The sequence below is a fragment of the Allobosea sp. FW305-C-101 genome, from assembly GCF_058783685.1.
The window spans coordinates 61,417-78,121 of sequence record NZ_JBYSYT010000006.1; the positions used below are offsets into that span (position 1 = coordinate 61,417).

General features: G+C 69.1%; 16 protein-coding genes and 1 riboswitch. Of the genes, 8 read left to right on the forward strand and 8 right to left on the reverse strand.

Features of this window, described 5'->3' with window-relative positions:
• Genes AC3WMA_RS22230 through AC3WMA_RS22260 form a run of 7 tightly spaced genes read right to left on the reverse strand, consistent with a single transcriptional unit; the run spans position 1 to position 7,896 of the window.
• Positions 1 to 633 carry a precorrin-8X methylmutase gene (locus AC3WMA_RS22230; protein WP_492287507.1) on the reverse strand — a complete coding sequence of 211 codons (633 nt, stop codon included), beginning with the start codon at positions 631 to 633 and terminating at the stop codon, positions 1 to 3.
• Positions 630 to 2,021, reverse strand: coding sequence for a ferredoxin-like domain-containing protein (locus AC3WMA_RS22235; RefSeq protein ID WP_492287508.1), 1,392 nt, complete (start codon positions 2,019 to 2,021; stop codon positions 630 to 632). Before AC3WMA_RS22235 ends, AC3WMA_RS22230 begins: the two co-directional genes overlap by 4 nt.
• Positions 2,018 to 5,497: a cobaltochelatase subunit CobN gene (cobN, locus tag AC3WMA_RS22240; protein ID WP_492287509.1), complete on the reverse strand. Its 3,480-nt coding sequence runs from the start codon at positions 5,495 to 5,497 to the stop codon at positions 2,018 to 2,020. The genes AC3WMA_RS22235 and cobN overlap by 4 nt, the downstream gene beginning before the upstream one ends.
• A 9-nt stretch (positions 5,498 to 5,506) precedes the next feature.
• Positions 5,507 to 6,562, reverse strand: coding sequence for a cobalamin biosynthesis protein CobW (cobW, locus tag AC3WMA_RS22245; RefSeq protein WP_492287510.1), 1,056 nt, complete (start codon positions 6,560 to 6,562; stop codon positions 5,507 to 5,509).
• A gap of 4 nt (positions 6,563 to 6,566) precedes the next feature.
• Entirely contained in the window at positions 6,567 to 6,956 is a 390-nt protein-coding gene (locus AC3WMA_RS22250) for a DUF1636 family protein (RefSeq protein WP_441509437.1), read from the reverse strand.
• A 10-nt stretch (positions 6,957 to 6,966) separates the two neighbouring features.
• Positions 6,967 to 7,707, reverse strand: a complete 741-nt coding sequence (locus AC3WMA_RS22255; RefSeq protein ID WP_492287511.1) for a CbtA family protein — start codon at positions 7,705 to 7,707, stop codon at positions 6,967 to 6,969.
• 12 nt (positions 7,708 to 7,719) lie between these two features.
• Complete coding sequence (locus AC3WMA_RS22260) at positions 7,720 to 7,896, reverse strand: CbtB domain-containing protein (protein ID WP_454031384.1); 177 nt, start codon at positions 7,894 to 7,896, stop codon at positions 7,720 to 7,722.
• 37 nt (positions 7,897 to 7,933) lie between these two features.
• A riboswitch (cobalamin riboswitch) is annotated at positions 7,934 to 8,119 on the reverse strand.
• A gap of 152 nt (positions 8,120 to 8,271) precedes the next feature.
• On the opposite strand from AC3WMA_RS22260, the gene cobU reads away from it, so the two are divergent.
• The 5 genes from cobU (at position 8,272) to AC3WMA_RS22285 (ending at position 12,398) form a co-directional block, all read left to right on the forward strand.
• A complete protein-coding gene (gene cobU / locus AC3WMA_RS22265; protein ID WP_492287512.1) occupies positions 8,272 to 8,784 on the forward strand; it encodes a bifunctional adenosylcobinamide kinase/adenosylcobinamide-phosphate guanylyltransferase in 513 nt (170 codons plus the stop codon).
• Entirely contained in the window at positions 8,784 to 9,392 is a 609-nt protein-coding gene (gene cobO, locus AC3WMA_RS22270) for a cob(I)yrinic acid a,c-diamide adenosyltransferase (protein ID WP_492287513.1), read from the forward strand. The genes cobU and cobO overlap by 1 nt, the downstream gene beginning before the upstream one ends.
• Positions 9,393 to 9,489: 97 nt before the next feature.
• Positions 9,490 to 9,954 (forward strand): MgtC/SapB family protein, encoded by a 465-nt coding sequence (locus tag AC3WMA_RS22275; protein ID WP_492287514.1) that lies wholly within the window; start codon positions 9,490 to 9,492, stop codon positions 9,952 to 9,954.
• Between the two features lie 171 nt (positions 9,955 to 10,125).
• Positions 10,126 to 10,746: a TetR/AcrR family transcriptional regulator gene (locus tag AC3WMA_RS22280; RefSeq protein WP_492287515.1), complete on the forward strand. Its 621-nt coding sequence runs from the start codon at positions 10,126 to 10,128 to the stop codon at positions 10,744 to 10,746.
• Positions 10,743 to 12,398, forward strand: coding sequence for an acyl-CoA dehydrogenase family protein (locus AC3WMA_RS22285; protein WP_492287516.1), 1,656 nt, complete (start codon positions 10,743 to 10,745; stop codon positions 12,396 to 12,398). The genes AC3WMA_RS22280 and AC3WMA_RS22285 overlap by 4 nt, the downstream gene beginning before the upstream one ends.
• A gap of 3 nt (positions 12,399 to 12,401) precedes the next feature.
• Here AC3WMA_RS22285 and cbiB read toward each other — a convergent pair whose 3' ends face one another.
• A complete protein-coding gene (gene cbiB / locus AC3WMA_RS22290) occupies positions 12,402 to 13,379 on the reverse strand; it encodes an adenosylcobinamide-phosphate synthase CbiB (RefSeq protein WP_492287517.1) in 978 nt (325 codons plus the stop codon).
• Here cbiB and cobD point away from each other — a divergent pair.
• The 3 genes from cobD (at position 13,378) to AC3WMA_RS22305 (ending at position 16,705) form a co-directional block, all read left to right on the forward strand.
• Entirely contained in the window at positions 13,378 to 14,409 is a 1,032-nt protein-coding gene (cobD, locus tag AC3WMA_RS22295; protein WP_492287518.1) for a threonine-phosphate decarboxylase CobD, read from the forward strand. The genes cbiB and cobD overlap by 2 nt on opposite strands.
• An 82-nt stretch (positions 14,410 to 14,491) precedes the next feature.
• A complete protein-coding gene (locus tag AC3WMA_RS22300; RefSeq protein ID WP_492287519.1) occupies positions 14,492 to 15,463 on the forward strand; it encodes a D-2-hydroxyacid dehydrogenase in 972 nt (323 codons plus the stop codon).
• Positions 15,464 to 15,484: 21 nt separating this feature from the next.
• On the forward strand, positions 15,485 to 16,705 hold the full coding sequence (locus AC3WMA_RS22305) for an MFS transporter (protein ID WP_492287520.1): 1,221 nt from the start codon (positions 15,485 to 15,487) through the stop codon (positions 16,703 to 16,705).

Genomic DNA, 16,705 nt, shown 5'->3' on the forward strand with positions numbered 1-16,705 from the left:
TTATTCCTTGTCCTGCGCCAGCGCATTGACAGCCGCAGCCGCCATGGCCGAGCCGCCGCGGCGCCCATGCACCACGACGAAGGGCACGCGCCCATCCTTTGCCAACGCCTCCTTCGATTCCGCCGCGCCAACGAAGCCGACGGGGATGCCGATCACGGCCGCCGGTTGCGGCGCCCCGGCATCGAGCATTTCAAGCAGGCGAAACAGCGAGGTCGGCGCATTGCCGATCACGACGATCGCGCCGGCGAGCCGGGGTTTCCAGAGTTCCATCGCAGCGGCGGAACGGGTCGTGCCCACCTGCGCTGCCAGCCCAGGCACCTGCGGATCGTCCAGCGTACAGAGAACCTCGTTGTTCGCCGGCAGGCGGGGGCGCGTCACGCCATTGGCGACCATTTTTGCATCGCAGAGGATCGGCGCGCCGTTCCTAAGGGCGGCCTGCGCGGCCTCCGCGAAACCGGCTGACATCTCGACGTCATCAGGCAGGTCGGTCATGCCGCAGGCATGGATCATGCGCACCACGACACGCTCGGCCGCGCCGCTGAAGCGGGAAAGGTCGGCCTCGGCGCGAATGATGGCGAACGAGCGCTCATAGATCGCCGCGCCGTCCTGGATATAGTCGTATGCCTTGCTCAACCCTGCGATCCCGTCGAACGCGCGGCCTTCAGCCGGGCGTGAATATCTTCTCCGGGCTGCAATCGCGTGAGCAGCGTCGAAAGGTCAAGGGTCGCGACCGGCTTGTCCCGCGTCGTCCCGCCCAGCACGACGTCATAGAGTCCGCCCCGCCCGACCAGCGTGAGATCTGCAACCGCCGGATGGGCGCAGGCCTTGACGCAGCCGGAGACGTGGAGCGTCACGCCCTGCGCGAGCAGGTCGGCGGCAGCGTCGGCGAGCACGGCCGCATCAGCCATGGTCGGCGCCTCGGCGCGCGAGCAGGCCGGGCTGCCGGCGCAGGCCTGCATCGAAAGGCGCGGATCGTCGTCGCGCGTGATCAGCCCGAGATCGTCGGCCAGCGCCATCAGTTCATCGGCTTCGGCATGGCCCAGCTCGCGGAAGGCGAGCCCGCGCCAGGGCGAAAGCCGGATATCTGCCGCGCTCGTCTCGACCGTCGCACCGAGCCTGTAGAGCACGGTGGCGTCGCAGCGCCCGAAAGGCAGGCCGATGAGCGCGGCAACTCGGTCTCCTTTCAGAGTGAGAACCCCGACGCGTTGGGGGCGCCGGCGTGGTGCGGGAGCGGCCGTTTCAGGCAGATCGGTCAGGTCGCCGAGGGCATCGGCGGGCAGATCGCGCAGGCGGCGGAGATGGTCAGGCGCGGCGCTCCGCAGTGCCGCGAAACGGCGTAGTGCGGTTTCGACCGAAGCAATGGCATCCGCTTCGGCAACCGGCCCGCGCCAGAGGCGATCGGCGAGGCAAAGGGCGACGTGGCCGGTGCTGATGCCGACGAGCCGTATGTCGCAAGGAAACTCATCCAGCGACTGCGCGCCGCCATCGTCCACGACAACGCTGAGCTTGGCCGGCAGGCCGGGGATGGCGCGGGCCTTAGCTTCTATGCGGTCGGACAGGGCAATAGCATCGATCAGGCCACCCCTGCCGTCATTCTTGGGCGGCGCGTGGCGTCGACCCGAGAATCTCTTGCCGAAAGAGGCGCCTTCTCGTCCTGAGATGCTCGGGTCGAGCCCGAGCATGACGCCTTGGTCGAGGGCAGATAACGGCGAGACCAGCGTGACGCGTTGCGGTCCGTCGCCCTCATGCTCATCGACGAGCCGCTCCGCCAGCAGGCGTTCGACCAGCTTCGGATGGCTGTCCGCCGTCACGCCGCGAATCTGCAGGTTGGCGCGGGCTGAAATCTCGACCAGCCCGTTGCCATGCTCGGCGGCCAGCGCCGCGATCCGCCTTAGCTGCGCGGGCGTCAGCTTCGCATCGGGGGGATGCAGCCGCACCAGCCAGCCGTCGCCGGTCTCCATCGGCCTGAGCGTGCTCGGGCACCAACCGCGTCGCAGCGCTTCCTTGGAAAGGGCGCTCATTCGGCCGCCTCCTGCGCGAGGAAGGCGCCGACGGAGTTGCGCCGGCTGGTCCAGAGCCCGCGACGGGCCGCGTCCGTCAGCCGCGAGCGGATCGAGGCCGCCGCGGGCGCATTGTTGGCTTCCAGCGCTGCCCAGACCTGCGGGTCGGCGCAATAGGCCTGGAACACCGCGTCGAACAGCCCGTCGGCGACGGAATCGGTGCTCGCCGCGAAGACGAAGAGCGTATCGACCGCCTCGGCCAGTTCCGCCGCGCCGCGCCAGCCATGGGCGAGCTGGGCGGCGATCCAGCGCGGATGCGTCAGGCGGCCATGGACGATGCGGGCGATATCCTCGGCCAGCGTGCGCGCCTTTGGCGCTTCCGGCTTAGAGCTGTCGAGGCTGTAGAGCACGGGATCGGCGCCGAGCGCCTTGGCCGCTGCCGCGAGCCCACCGATCACGTCGGCGGCGCTGCTCGCTTCGAGGATGTCGCGCCCGGCCGTGTCGCTGACATGGATGAAGGCGTCGGAGGTTTTGATGCGGTCGGCGAAGCCGGCATCGGCCGAGGCTGCACCTTCCGACCCACCATAGGCATGGTCCGAAGCGGCGAGATAGGCGGCGCCCAGTTCCGCGCGCTCGGTCCAGTCGCCGTCCAACGCGCGATCCGCCATCGCCGCGCCATAGCGGCCGGGCGCGGCGCCGAAGATACGCGCGCCATGCTCGCCGCGACGGCGGGCCGCGGCGGGCTCGTTCCAGTCGTCCGGCTCGTCCAGCACCGCGACGGCGCGCGCGGCCTGGTCGAGAAGCGCGATCTGCCCCGGAAACGTGTCGCGGAAGGTGCCGGAGATGCGCAGGGTGACGTCGAGGCGGGGATAGGCCAATTTCGGCTGAGGGATGATGCTGAAGCCGGTAACGCGGGTCGAGGCATTGTCCCAGATGGGCTCGACGCCCATCAGCGCCAGCGCGTGCGCGATATCCTCGCCGCCCGAGCGCAGCGTCGGCGAGGCCCAGAGGTCCATCACGATCCGGCGCGGATAGTCGCCGTGATCCTGCAGATGGCGCGACACCACCGCGTGCGCCGCGAGCTGTCCGAGCCGGGTGGCAGCGCGTGTCGGGATCGCGCGCGGGTCGAGGGTCGAAAGGTTGCGCCCGGTCGGCAGGACATCGGGCCGGCCGCGATGCGGCGCGCCTGCCGGGCCGGGCGGGACGAAGCGGCCATCGAGGGCGGCAAGCAGGTTCTCGCGTTCGTTGCGGGCGGAAGCCGGGTCGATCTCGGATTGTCCGAAGATATGCAGACCGTCGCGGAAGGGTAGCTCGGCGATATCGCAGAGATGGGCGTCGAGAAGCGTCAGCGCCTCGTTCATCTCGGTATCATCGGCGACGCCGCAGGAGGCGGCGAGCCCGCTCGCCTTGGCCCGCGTCCGGATCTCGCTCGCGACGATGTCGGCACGGCGCGGGTCGAGCACCTGCGCCTGCGAGAACTCCTCGACGAGATCGCGCAGCAACGCGGTTTCGCCGGCGGCTTCCGCCTCGGCGAGCGGCGGCGGCAGATGGCCGAGCGTGACGGCCGAGAGCCGCCGTTTGGCCGGAGCGGCCTCGCCGGGATCGTCGACCACATAGGGATAGATCACCGGCAGCCTGCCGACGGCGAGCCGCGGCCAGCAACCGGCCGAGAGCGCTATGGCCTTGCCGGGCAGCCATTCCATCGTGCCGTGCGTGCCGAGATGGATCAGCGCATCGACGGCCTCGGATTGGCGCAACGCGAGATAGAAGGCGAGATAGCCATGGCCCGGCGGCGCGTCGGGGTCGTGATAGCGCGCCTTGCGATCGGGCGTGGCATCGCGCGGTGGCTGCAGGGCGACGGTGAGATGGCCATAGCGCACGGCGCGGAAATGGAAGGCTCCGTCGCGGCAGGCGGGGTCGGCTTCAGGGGCGCCATGGCTGGCAAGGAGGGTTTCGCGAGCGGCGGCGGGGATGGTGTCGAGCCAGTTGCGATAGGTGGCGAGCGATATGCTCAGATTGGTCGGGCCGGCGGTGAGCGAGGCCATCAGCAAGGCCCCCTCTGTCATGCCCTCATCGTCATCCCGGACAAGCCGCGTCAGCGGCGCCGATCCGGGATCCATGCCGGAACCTTTATTAGGGGCGCTCCGGAATGGATCCCGGGTCAAGCCCGGGATGACGGCGGAGGTTGCAGAGCCGATCTCGTATCCCGCCCCTGCCAGCAAGTCGCGGATCGCCGCCACGCTCGCGGGCGTGTCGAGGCCAACGGCGAAGCCGGCCCGTCCGCCGCGCGCGGGATAATCCGACATCACCAGCGCCAGCTGGCGTTCGGCGACAGGTTTCCGGGCCAGCGCGATCCAGCCGGCCGCCAGATCGGCCAGCGCGGTGATGCCCTCCGCATCGGGCACGAGCCGACGGATGGACAGGCCAGTTGCCCCGTCGCTCTCCTCTGCCTTGAAGGCCACCGGAATCGCGCCGATACGCCCGTCGAATTCCGGCAGTGCCACCTGCATGGCGAGGTCGGCCGCGGACAGGCCGCGTGGCGATGCCTCCCAGGCCTCGCGCGGGCTTCCGACCGGCACGGCCTGCAGGATCGGGCAACCGGCGCCGTCGAGCACGAAATCGGCGCTTTCGCGGGCGGAGAAAGCGGTGGTGGTGACGATCAGGGCCGGCTTGCGCGTTGCGATCAAGGCAGCGAGCTCGGCCGTGACGGCAGGGTCCTTCAGGCTGGTCAGCGCGAGCGGGAGGGGGGCGAGGCCGCGCGATGCGAGCGTGGTCGCGATGGCTTCGCCCATGGCGGTGTCGCCAGCCGCGACGCCGGAGCGGTAAAGCAGGATCGGGACGAGCGGCCGGTCTGCGGGCAGTGCGGCGAGCGCCTCGCGCCAGGGCAGGGGCGTGCCGCTGGGGCCGAGCGCGAAGAATGATGGGAGTGGGAGGGGAGCAAAGCCACCCGCTTCGTCCTTCTCCCCTCGGGGGAGAAGGTGGCCCGGCGAAGCCGGGTCGGATGAGGGTTGAAGCTCCGTCAGATAGAGCCTCATCCGTCCCAGCAGGCGCCGCATGTTCTCGGCGCCGCCACCGGCCTGAAAATAGGCCAGTAGCTCGCCTGCGAATTCCGCCGGAACCGTTGCGTGCTCACCCAACCTCGGATCGTCGCGCTCGTCGCCGGGCAGGATCGCGAGGGGGATGCCGCGTTCGCGGCAGGCGATGCCGAGCTGCTCGATGCCATAGCGCCAATAGTCGAGCCCGCCGAGGCAGCGCAGCAGCACGAAGCGGCACTGCGCCGCGGTTTTCTCGATCAGGAAATCGACCGAGAGCGGGTGCTTCAGGCGCCGGAGCGGCGCGAGCCGCAGCGACAGGCTGCTGTCACCTGCCGCCACCGCCAGCGCCGAAAGGTCGCTGTCGGTGAAGGACAGGACGAGCACATCTCCCGGCGGCAGGGCGAGGTCGACGGCATCCTCGCCGTCGTCGAGCCTGATCTCGCTGGTCGGGAGAAGGTGCATCGCGCCAGTTTACGCTCCCGCGAGCGCGGCTTCCACGGCCTTGAGATCGAAGCCCTTGAGGCCGATCACGGTGAGGCGTCCGTCACGAGCCTCGTCGGCGCCCCAGGCCCGGTCGAAATGATGCCCGACGCGGCGGCCGACGCCCTGAACCACGAGCCGCATCGGCTTGCCCCGCACGGCGGTAAAGCCCTTCAGGCGCAGCACGCCCTCGGCCTCGGCCGCCTTGGCGACGCGCGCCGTGAGCTCCTCGGGGGAGAGACCGGCCGGCAACGGCACGGCGACAGAGTCGAAATCGTCATGGTCGTGATCATGCTCGCCCTCGCCATGATGCGAGGGGCGGGCGGCGAGGTCGCTCTCGGCAGCCGCGCCGAGGCCGACGATCAGCGCCGGCTCGACCTTGCCATGGGATGTCTCGACGATCTTGATCGCCTTCGGCAGATGCTCGGCGATCTCGGCCTTGACCCGCGCACGGCCGGCTTCGTCGACGAGGTCGCTCTTGTTGAGCAGGATGAGGTCGGCGCAGAGGATCTGGTCCTCGAACACCTCTTCCAACGGATTGTCGTGATCGACGGAGGCGTCGGCCGCCTTCTGCGCCGCGAGCGCCTCGGGATCATCGGCGAACTGGCCCTCGGCTACGGCCGGGCCGTCGACCACGGCGATGACGCCGTCGACAGTGACGCGCGAGCGGATCGCCGGCCAGTTGAAGGCGGTGACGAGCGGCTTCGGCAGGGCGAGGCCGGAGGTCTCGATCAGGATGTGCTCGGGCGGGTTCGGCCGGTTCAGCAGCTTTTCCAGCGCCGGCACGAAATCATCGGCGACGGTGCAGCAGATACAGCCATTCGGCAGCTCGACGACATCCTCGTCGCTGCAGCCCTCGATGCCGCAACCCTTCAGGAATTCGCCGTCGAAGCCGAGATCGCCGAATTCGTTGACGAGCACGGCGAGCTTCTTGCCCTGCGCATTCTCGAGGAGATGGCGCACCAGCGTCGTCTTACCGGCGCCGAGGAAGCCGGTGATGATGGTGCAAGGCACCTTGCCGAGAGAGGCGGTCTGCGGAGCGTTCATGATGTCATCCTTGCTGGCGCGCCGGCAAAGGCGGCACGCGCGCGACCACGCCCTTGCGGAAGGACTGCGGCCGCTCTTTCCAGGGAACGATGCCGTTGGCGCTGGCGGCATAGGCCTCCGCCGCGCCGACGATCTCGTCGAGATGGGTGTCGGTGTCGAGATCGCCGATCAGATAGGTCCATTTGCCATCGGCGCTGAGCGCGATGGTGCAGGGCCGCTTGCAGACGGCGAGGCATTCGACGGGCAGCACGGGGATCGTGCTGCCCTTGGCTGCGAGCTGCGCGGTGAGCCGCTCGGCCAGCGCCAGTCCCGGCTGGTCATAGCCTTCCGGGAGATCGGCGCGGGCACGGCGGCAGGCCGTACAGACATGGATGGTGAGGTCACCCTCGGACATTGCTTTGCCTTCAGGCTTCCGCGGCCCGGCGGCTCGCCCAAGGCCAGAGCACGCCGACCATGAAGGCGGTGACGAGCCAGAGCGCGGCCTGGATGCCGAGCGAGAGCGACGCGAAATGGGCGGCGACCTCGGCCGGCACCTTGCTCTCCGGCGCGGCCGGATGCGGGGCGCCGACGACATGCGGGAGCAGGATCAGCACGATCGCCACAAGCTTGAGCCAGGGCTGCTCGAAGCGCAGGAACACAAAGAGCCCGGCCGCGGTGGCGACCGCGGTCCAGAGCCACCAGAGCTGGCGCTGCTCCAATGCGGCGGAGGCGGCGCCCGGCAGTTCCGGCGCGAGCCCCATGGCAGGCGCAAGCCCGAGCGCGAGGAATCCGCAGGCACCCCAAACGAGTGCGCTGCGCTGGTCGATCCTGTCGCCGGCCGCGATCATGCCCGCCAGCAGCAGCGCCGCGAAGCCGATCGCGGTCGCGATCGTCACTGCGCTGGTGAAGAGCGTGCGCTGGAGGCCGTCCTGCGGCTTCCATTCGGCGTGGTCGTGGCCGGGCGCATCGCCGGCCGGGCCATGCGCGAGGATGATTTTTGCTTCCCCGTCGAAGGCGGCCAGCGTCGGCGCTTTCAGCGCGAGCGCCGCCTCATAGGTCTCGGCCTTGAGGATGAGCGGGGTGGTGGTGACATGCTGGAGGGCGGCGACGATCAAGCCGGCCAGAAGCCCGGCCAGGATGCTGACCGTGAGAACACGCGTGACCATGATGACTTTCCCTCAGTGGCAGGGAAAGGCGAGGCCGTGACGGGTGTCGTGCGCGGCGTTGTGCACGTTCGACGAGGCGGCGAAACCGGTCGTGTAGATCAGCGCGACGCCGATCACGAGCGCGGCGGCAACCGCCTTGACGCGTTCCGAAACGCTGAGCGTGGGGGTGGAAACCGAGGCGGTGTTCATAAGCGTTCTCCGTGGCCGCCCCGCCGGCAGCCGGTTGGATCTCTGCGGGTCGACGGCAGGTCTCCTGGCTCGCGGATTTGGCGCCCTGTGCCGCCTTCCCGGAACTCGCGCTCCAGTGGCCGATGGCGAAGGACATCCGCTTACAGTTGCGGGGGCAGCCGCGGTCTCGCACCGCGTTCCCTTTTCACCTCCTCGCGGAGGCACCGTCGGGGATCATCATTAGCCATCGCCGTGTTGCTGTGCAATGCAATGCGCGTCGCAAGGGCGTCATTCTCGGGCTTGACCCAGGAATCTCTTGCAGGAAGGGGCTCCGGTGCCTCGTTCGGATGGAGATGCTCGGGTCAAGCCCGAGCATGACGGCAGAGGATTTTTTGAATGGAGTTGCCCCATCTCACCCTCGTCCTCGGCGGAGCCCGCTCCGGCAAGAGCCGTCATGCCGAAGCGCTGATCGAGGTCCTGCCGGCACCCTGGACCTATATCGCTACCGCCCAGGCCTATGACGACGAGATGCGCGAGCGCATCGCCGAGCACCGCGCGCGCCGGCCAGCCGGCTGGCAGACGGTGGATGCCCCGCTCGATCTGGCCGGCGCGATCGCTGCCCAGCCGGCGGGCCGGCCGATCCTGGTCGATTGTCTGACGCTCTGGCTCACCAATCTGATCCTCGCAGAGCACGACACGGCGGCGGCACGCGAGGGCCTGATCGCCGCCTGCGAGCGTGTCTCCGCCCCGCTCGTACTGGTCGGCAACGAGGTCGGTCTCGGCATCGTGCCGGAGAATGCGCTGGCCCGCCGCTTCCGCGACGAGGCCGGGCGCCTCCATCAGGCGCTTGCGGCGCGTGCGGCCAGCGTGGTCTTCATGGTCGCCGGATTGCCGATGCGAGTGAAATGATGACGGATACTGATGACGCCGCCCGCCACAAGGCGAAGATGGAGAAGCGCAAGGCGGTGCAGGATGCCGAGGTCGCCTCCAAGACGGTCGAGAAAGGGCTTCTGATCGTCAATACCGGCCCCGGCAAGGGCAAGTCGACGGCGGCCTTCGGCCTGATCCTTCGGGCGCTCGGCCATGGCTGGCGCATCGGCGTGGTGCAGTTCATCAAGGGCGCCTGGTCGACCGGCGAGCGCAAGGCGCTCGAAGCCTTCGGCGATCAGGTCTCGTGGCACAGCATGGGCGAGGGCTTCACCTGGGAGACGCAGGACAAGGCCCGCGACATCGCCGCTGCCGAGCGCGCCTTTGCCAAAGCTAGGGAGCTGATGGCCGATCCGGAGATTCGCCTGCTGGTGCTGGACGAGCTCAACATCGCCCTGCGCTACGACTATCTGCCGCTCGCCGAGGTGGTCGAGGTTCTACATGCCCGCCGTCCGGACCTGCACGTCGTCGTCACCGGCCGCAATGCCAAGCCGGAATTGATCGAGGCGGCCGACCTCGTCACCGAGATGACGCTGGTGAAGCACCATTTCGCGGCGGGTGTGAAAGCACAGCAGGGGATCGAGTTCTAATAGCTTTCCTCACCGGCTGCCGGTGCTTTGCCGCAGAACGAACGCGAACGGCCCTCGCGCGTTCATGCCCTCGATCATCGTTTGCGAGGGTGGGGCCATGAGTGGTTTTCTGTGGGGAGAGCTGGATCTGCTGCTCAGGCTGCTGGCCGGGATGGCGGCCGGCATCGTCGTGGGCTGGGAGCGGACCAACAAGCAGCGCGCCGCCGGGATTCGCACCTTCGGGCTGGTCGGATTGGGCACGGCCGCCGCCGCGACGATCTTCAGCGAGCCGCATGAGGCCGACGCTGCCAGCCGCGTCGTTCAGGGCTTGCTGACCGGGATCGGCTTCCTGGGCGCCGGCGTCATTGTCCTGCGCCGGGGGGCTTCGACGCCGACAGGGCTGACCACGGCCGCAGCGATATGGGTCACTGCTGCGCTTGGCTGTGCCGCCGGCCTCGGCGATCATGCGATCGTGGCATCGGCCACGGTGCTTGGGCTCGTCCTGCTCGCCATCGATCATTCGGTCGAGCGCTGGGCCGGCCGCGATCGGGCCGCGGATTCCGGCAACGCGCCGCCTTCCTGAGTGCTCGCGGCGCCGCGGGGGAGGGGCGCAGGGGCGCGCCTGAACGGTCTGTAGGCGATCTCGCTCACGGCTTGCTGGGCTCGAACCCGGTCATTCTCGTTCCAGCTCTTGACGGCGGCCAGCCATCTCTTCAATTTGAATCCGAATTCAAATTCAATTTTGAGATTACCTATGGCCGGTCTGCAGTCGAGGCAACCCCGCAAGGCTGGCAAGCGCGAGGCGATCCTCGCCGCCGCGCGCGGCATCGTCTCGGAGGTCGGCTTCCACGAGACCTCGATCGCCGCGGTTGCCGCCGCCAGCGGTGTCTCGACCGGCAGTGTCTATTCCTATTTCGCCTCCAAGGCCGAGCTGATGGCGGAGATCGTCGCAGCCGTGTCGTCGCGCGAACTCGCCGTGCTGCGCGAGATCGCGGCGAGCGATGCGCCCGTCACTGAGCGCCTGACCGCCGCGGTCGAGGCCTTCGCTCGTCGCGCCTTCGCCAATCGCCGCCTTGCCTGGTCGATGATCGCCGAGCCCGCCGACCCGGCCGTCGACGCGACGCGGCTCGACTATCGCCGCGAGATCGCCGGCATTTTTCGCGCGCTCGTCGTCGAAGGCGAACGGCAGGGGGCTTTCCGTGCGGTCGATCCCGATGCCGCCGCCGCGATGATCGTCGGCGGCTTCATGGAGGCGCTGATCGGGCCGCTCTCGCCGGAACGCCCGATCACGCCGGAGCGCGGCCGCGAGATCGCGACGGCGCTCGCCGATCTCTCCCTCGCCGCGTTGATTTTCCGAGAAGGACAGGCCGCATGACCACGCTCGACGCCTACGGCTACGACACCCACGAAGTGCTGAATCAGGCGCCGGCGCTGGCGGATTACGACGCCTTCGCCGCCGATCCGGCGCTTGGGCGCATCCTCGATACCTTCGGCGCCGGCTGGTTCCGCGAGCAGGCGAGCGTGGTCGGCGGCCATGTCGGCTCTCAACGCGTGCAAGACCTCGCGCGGCAGGCCAACCGCAGCCTGCCGGAACTGCGCACGCATGACCGCTGGGGCCGGCGCGTCGACCAGATCGAATTCCACCCCGCCTGGCACGAATTGATGGGGCTCGCCATGCGCGACGAGTTCCATTCGCTGTGCTGGACCAAGCCGCGCGAAGGCGCGCAGGTGGCGCGCGCGGCGGTCTCCTATCTCTGGAACCAGGGCGAGAACGGCATCTGCTGCCCGCTCGGCATGACCTATTCGGCGATTCCCGTGCTTCAACGCGATCCCGCGCGCTGGGCCGAGTTCGGCCGGCTGATCACCTCGTCCGACTATGATGGACGCCCGCTGCCGGCGGCGCAGAAGCGCGGCGGCACGGTTGGCATGGCGATGACCGAGAAGCAGGGCGGCTCGGACCTGCGCCAAACCCAGACGGTGGCGACCCGCAATGCCGACGGCACCTATGCGCTCACCGGCCATAAATGGTTCTTCTCCGTCCCGCATTCCGACGTCTTCCTGACGCTGGCGCGCACGGAGGAGGGCGTCTCCTGCTTCGTCGTGCCGGGCTGGCTGCCGGACGGCTCGCGCAACCGCCTGCAGATCCAGCGGCTCAAGGACAAGTGCGGCAACAAGTCGAACGCCTCCTCCGAGGTCGAATTCCGCGGCGTGATCGCCCATCTCATCGGCGAACCCGGCCACGGCATCCGCGCGGGGCTGGAGATGAACCACTACACGCGGCTCGATTTCGCCGTCGGCTCGGCCGGTTTGATGCGTCACGCGCTGGCGCAAGCCGCGCATCACACCGCCCATCGCCGCGCCTTCCAGAAGGCGCTGATCGATCAGCCGATCATGGCGAATGTGATCGCCGACCTCGCGCTCGAAGTCGAAGCCTCCGCCTGGCTCGCCTTTCGCTTCGTTCATGCGCTCGACCGAGAGGGTGGGAGCGAAGCCGAGAAGCTGATCGGCCGCATCGGGGCGCCGATCGCGAAATACTGGAACTGCAAGCGCGCCACGCCGGTCGTGGTCGAGGCGCTCGAATGCCATGGCGGCAACGGCTTCATCGAGGACCACCTGATGGCGCGGCTCTATCGCGAGGCGCCGCTCAACGGCATCTGGGAGGGCACGGGCAATGTCGTCTGCCTCGACGTGCTGCGTTCGATCCGCCGCTATCCCGATTGCGTGCCGGCCCTGCTCGACGAATTGCGCGCTGCCCGCGGCAGCGATCCGCGCTACGACGCCTTCCTCGCCGGGCTGGAGACCGATCTCGTCGATGTGCTCCGTCACGAGCATCTGGCGCGCCGCTTTGTCGAACGCATGGCGCTCGCCCTCTCGGCCTCGCTGCTGATCCGCCACGCGCCGCACGCGGTCGCCGATGCCTATGTCGCCTCGCGATTGGCCGGCGGCTGGTCCGGCCATTTCGGCTCGCTGCCGCAGGGTGCCGATCTGCAGGCGATCGCCCGGCGGGCCGTGCCGGTGCCGAACTGAGGGTTAGAGCAGCGTCACGGCGGCCAATAGCGCGGCCAGCGCCCAGAGCAGCCCGCAGGCGCGCTTGTAGAGCGTGAGTGCCCGGCGGATATCGGCCGCGTTCGCCTCCGCCCGGCCATCGCCCATCCAGTGATCCTCGACGCGGGTCTCGCCATAGACGCGCGGCCCGGCGAGCCTGAGACCCAGCGCTCCGGCCATGGCGGCTTCCGGCCAGCCGGCATTGGGCGAGCGGTGCTTGCCGGCATCGCGCCGTATGGCCCGCCAGGCGCTGCCGGCATCTGCCGATCCGTCGAGCGCTGCCGAGACGACCAGCAGCAGCGCCGTCAGTCGCGAGGCCGGCAGATTGACGAGATCGTCGAGCCGCGCCGAAGCCCAGCCGAAGGCGAGATGGCGCGGCGTGCGATGGCCGATCATCGAATCGGCGGTGTTGATCGCCTTGTAGGCGGCGATGCCCGGCAAACCACCGACGCCGAGCCAGAAGGCTGGCGCGACGATGCCGTCGGAGAAATTCTCGGCAAGGCTCTCGATCGCCGCGCGCGACACGCCAGCCTCGTCAAGCGTCTGGGGATTGCGCCCCACGATCATCGAGACGGCCCGCCGCCCGCCTTCGAGTCCATCCCGTTCCAGCCCCTCGGCAACACGGGCGACGTGCTCGTAGAGGCTGCGCTGCGCAATCAGCGTCGAGGCGATTAGCGCGAGCGGTATCAGTCCGAGCGGGCCGAAGGAGAGGCATAGCCGCTGGATGAATGCACCTACGACCAGCGCGGCGACCACGATGAGCGTGGTCACGAGCACGCCCATGATCTCGCGGGTGATGAAGGAAGCGCTCTCGCGGTTGAACCACCGATCGAGCGCAGTGATGAGTTTCCCGATCCAGGTGACGGGATGGCCTATCGCGGCATAGAAGCGCTGAGGATAGCCGATGCCGGCCTCGATCGCGAGGGCGAGAAGCAGCAGGGCAAGGCTGACGGTGAGGTTCATGAGAGGGGCGGGCGCGATCTTGGCTGGGGACGGTATCTGGCATGGCGGCGATCTCGCCACGGCCCGCGCGCTCTTTCCGGAAGCGCCGCAGCCCTGGGTCGATCTCTCCACCGGGATCAACCCGATCCCCTATCCGCTTCCGGCGCTGCCGTTAAGCCTGTGGACGCGCCTGCCCGGCGCGGATGACGAGGCGGCGCTGATCGCGGCTGCCCGCGAGGCCTATCGCGTCCCGGCTCGCGCAGACATCGTCGCCGCGCCCGGCACGCAGATCCTGATCGAGTTGCTGCCGCGCCTCGCGCCGGCCGGTCCCGTCGCGATCCTGGGTCCCACCTATGCCGAGCACGGCCATGCCTGGCGCAAGGCGGGCTATGCCGTCAGCGAAACCGCCGCGCCCACCGAGGCGGCTGCGACCATGATCGTGGTCAATCCCAACAACCCCGACGGGCGCGTGCAGTCGCCGGCCGAACTGGCAAGCCTCGCCGCGCATTGCGCCGCCAACGGAGGGCTGCTCGTCGTCGACGAGGCCTTCGCCGATTTCACGCCCGAGGACAGCGTCGTGCCGGACCTGCCTGATGGCACGATCGTGCTGCGTTCCTTCGGCAAGACCTATGGCCTTGCCGGCCTGAGGCTCGGCTTCGCCATCGGCGCGCCCGAGTCGATGGCGCGGCTCAAGGCGGCGCTCGGTCCGTGGTCGGTGGCCGGTCCCGCGCTCCATGTCGGTGCGATGGCGCTGTCCGATGCCGGTTGGCTCGCAGAAGCCGGCGCGGAGCGTGCCCGCGATGCCGCCCGCCTCGACGCCTTGCTGGCGTCGCATGGTCGGATCGTCGGCGGCACGACCCTGTTCCGCCTCCTCGAAACGCCGCGGGCGGCCGCGCTCTTCGCCCGCCTCGGCCGGCACGGCATCTATGTCCGTCGTTTCCAGAATGCGCCGGATCGCCTGCGCTTCGGGTTGCCCGGCGCCGAAGCCGAATGGCAGCGCCTGCGCGCTGCGCTCACCTTCGATGCCCCGGAAGCATCGCCGTCAGCGTGAAGCTTGCATGCGGCGGATGCGGGGACAGGAGCCGGCATGGCGGCTAACGTCCCTCGGATAAGGATTCGGGGAGAGACGACGCATGGCATTCCTGCCGCCGGAAGGCGACCTGACGATCGGCTTCGCTCACGCCGCCTATCAGCTCCGCGACGAGTTCCTGACACGCGGCCGTGCCGCCAGGAGCTTCGAGGTCCGCAGCCTGGACGAGCTCCGCGAGCGCGCCCCGGAAGCCGATGTGCTCGTCGTGTCCGGCCTCTGGCGCAACGATCTGCTGCCGCGCCTGCCGAAGCTGCGCTTCATCCAGTCGATCAGCGCTGGCACCGACCAGTTCGACAAGCCGACGATCGGCGCGGCCGGCATCCGCCTCGCCAGTGCCCAGGGCGGCAATGAGCGGGCGGTCGCCGAGCATGCGATGTCGCTGATCCTGGCGCTGACCCGTCAGATCCATTTCGCGCGGGACAATCAGGCGAAGCAGGTCTGGCGGCCGATGATCGGGGATCGCGCGTTGCGCGAGGACGAGCTTGACGGCAAGACGCTGGTCATCGTCGGGCTCGGCCGCATCGGCCTGAGGCTCGCGAAGCTGGCGGCCGCCTTCGACATGCGCGTCATCGGCGTGCGCCGCAGTCTCGAGCCGCAGCCTCATGTCGAGGCTGTCATCCACCCGAGCAAGCTCGCGGAGGCCGTAGCCGGGGCCGATTTCGTCGCCTTGACCTGCCCGCTGACGCCCGAGACGGAAGGGCTGATCGATGCCCGCATTCTCGGCGCGATGAAGCCTTCCGCCTTCCTGATCAATGTCGCGCGCGGCCGCGTCGTCGATGAGATGGCGCTGCTCGATGCGCTCGGCAACAGTGGCATCGCCGGTGCCGGGCTCGACTGCTTCCATGAGGAGCCATTGCCGCCGATCTCACCCTTCTGGCGCATGCCGCAGGTCATCGTCACCCCGCATAGCGCCGGCGAGACCCGTGCCTATGAAGGCAATGTCGTCGATATCCTCCTCGACAATCTGGATCGGCTGGCACGCGGCGAGGCGAGCCTGCGCAACCAGATCGTCTGATTCGGAGCAGGGATAGCGGCCATGGCTTCGCTGAGATTCGCCCGGCCGGGAGGGCCGTCGCTGATCCCGGCGCTCGGCATCACGCAGGTCTTCGGCTACGGCGCGCTGTTCTACGCCTTCACGGTGCTGGCGCCGCGCATCACCGCCGATTTCGGCTGGGCGCCGGAATGGACCTTCGGCGGTTTCGCTGTCGGCCTTCTGCTGGGTGGCGCGGTCGCTCCCGTCACAGGCAGTCTGATCGATCGCTACGGCACGCGGCTGGTGATGACGACCGGCTCCGGGCTGGCAGGCCTCTCGCTTTTCGCGCTGGCCGAGGCGCGCGGCATCGTCAGCTATACGCTCGCGATGGCCGCCCTCCAGGCAGTGACAACCGCTGTGTTCTACGACGCCGCCTTCGCCGCGCTGACGCAGGCGCGCGGCAGCCAGGCGCGCCGCGCCATCAGCCAGCTCACCCTGATCGGCGGCTTCGCCTCGACTCTGTTCTGGCCGCTGACGTCGAGCCTGCTCGCGTTCCTGGATTGGCGCGGCGTCTACCGGCTCTACGGCCTGTCGCACATCCTGGTCTGCCTGCCCCTGCATCTTTTCTTCCTGCCCGGCCGCGTGAAGCGGCCGGTCGCCGCCGAGGCCGGTGCTGTGGCTCCTTCCGTCGCGCAGGAGCCGGAGACGGCCTATCTCGCGGGTGATACCCGCCGCCGCGCCTTCCTGCTGCTGGCGCTGGGCTTGTCGCTGCAGGGCTTCGTCGTCTCGGCCATGGCCGTGCATATGCTGGCGCTGCTGCAAGGTTTTGGACTTAGCGCCGCAATCGCGGTGGGCATCGGCGCGATGCTCGGGCCGTCGCAGGTCGCCGGGCGCCTGACCGAGATGCTGTTCGGCCGCGGTGTCTTGCCGGTCACGACCGCCTGGGTCTCGGCCTGGCTGATGCCGCTCGGCCTCGTCCTGCTGTTGATCGGCGGCTCGCTCCCGGTCGTCGCCGGACTTTTCGCGATCGCCTTCGGCATCAGCATGGGCCTGAGCTCGATCGTGCGCGGCACCGTCCCGCTCCAGCTCTTCGGGCCGGTCGGCTTCGGCGCGACCATGGGCAAGCTCGCTGCGCCCGGCCTCGTCATTAAGGCGGCGGCGCCGCTCGCCTTCGCCATCGCGCTGGAGCGCGGCGGCGTCATGCTCTCGACGCTGCTGCTGATCGCTTTCTCGGCCCTCGCCGCCGGCGCGCTCATGCTGCTGGCGCGCGGGCGCTCAGCCTGA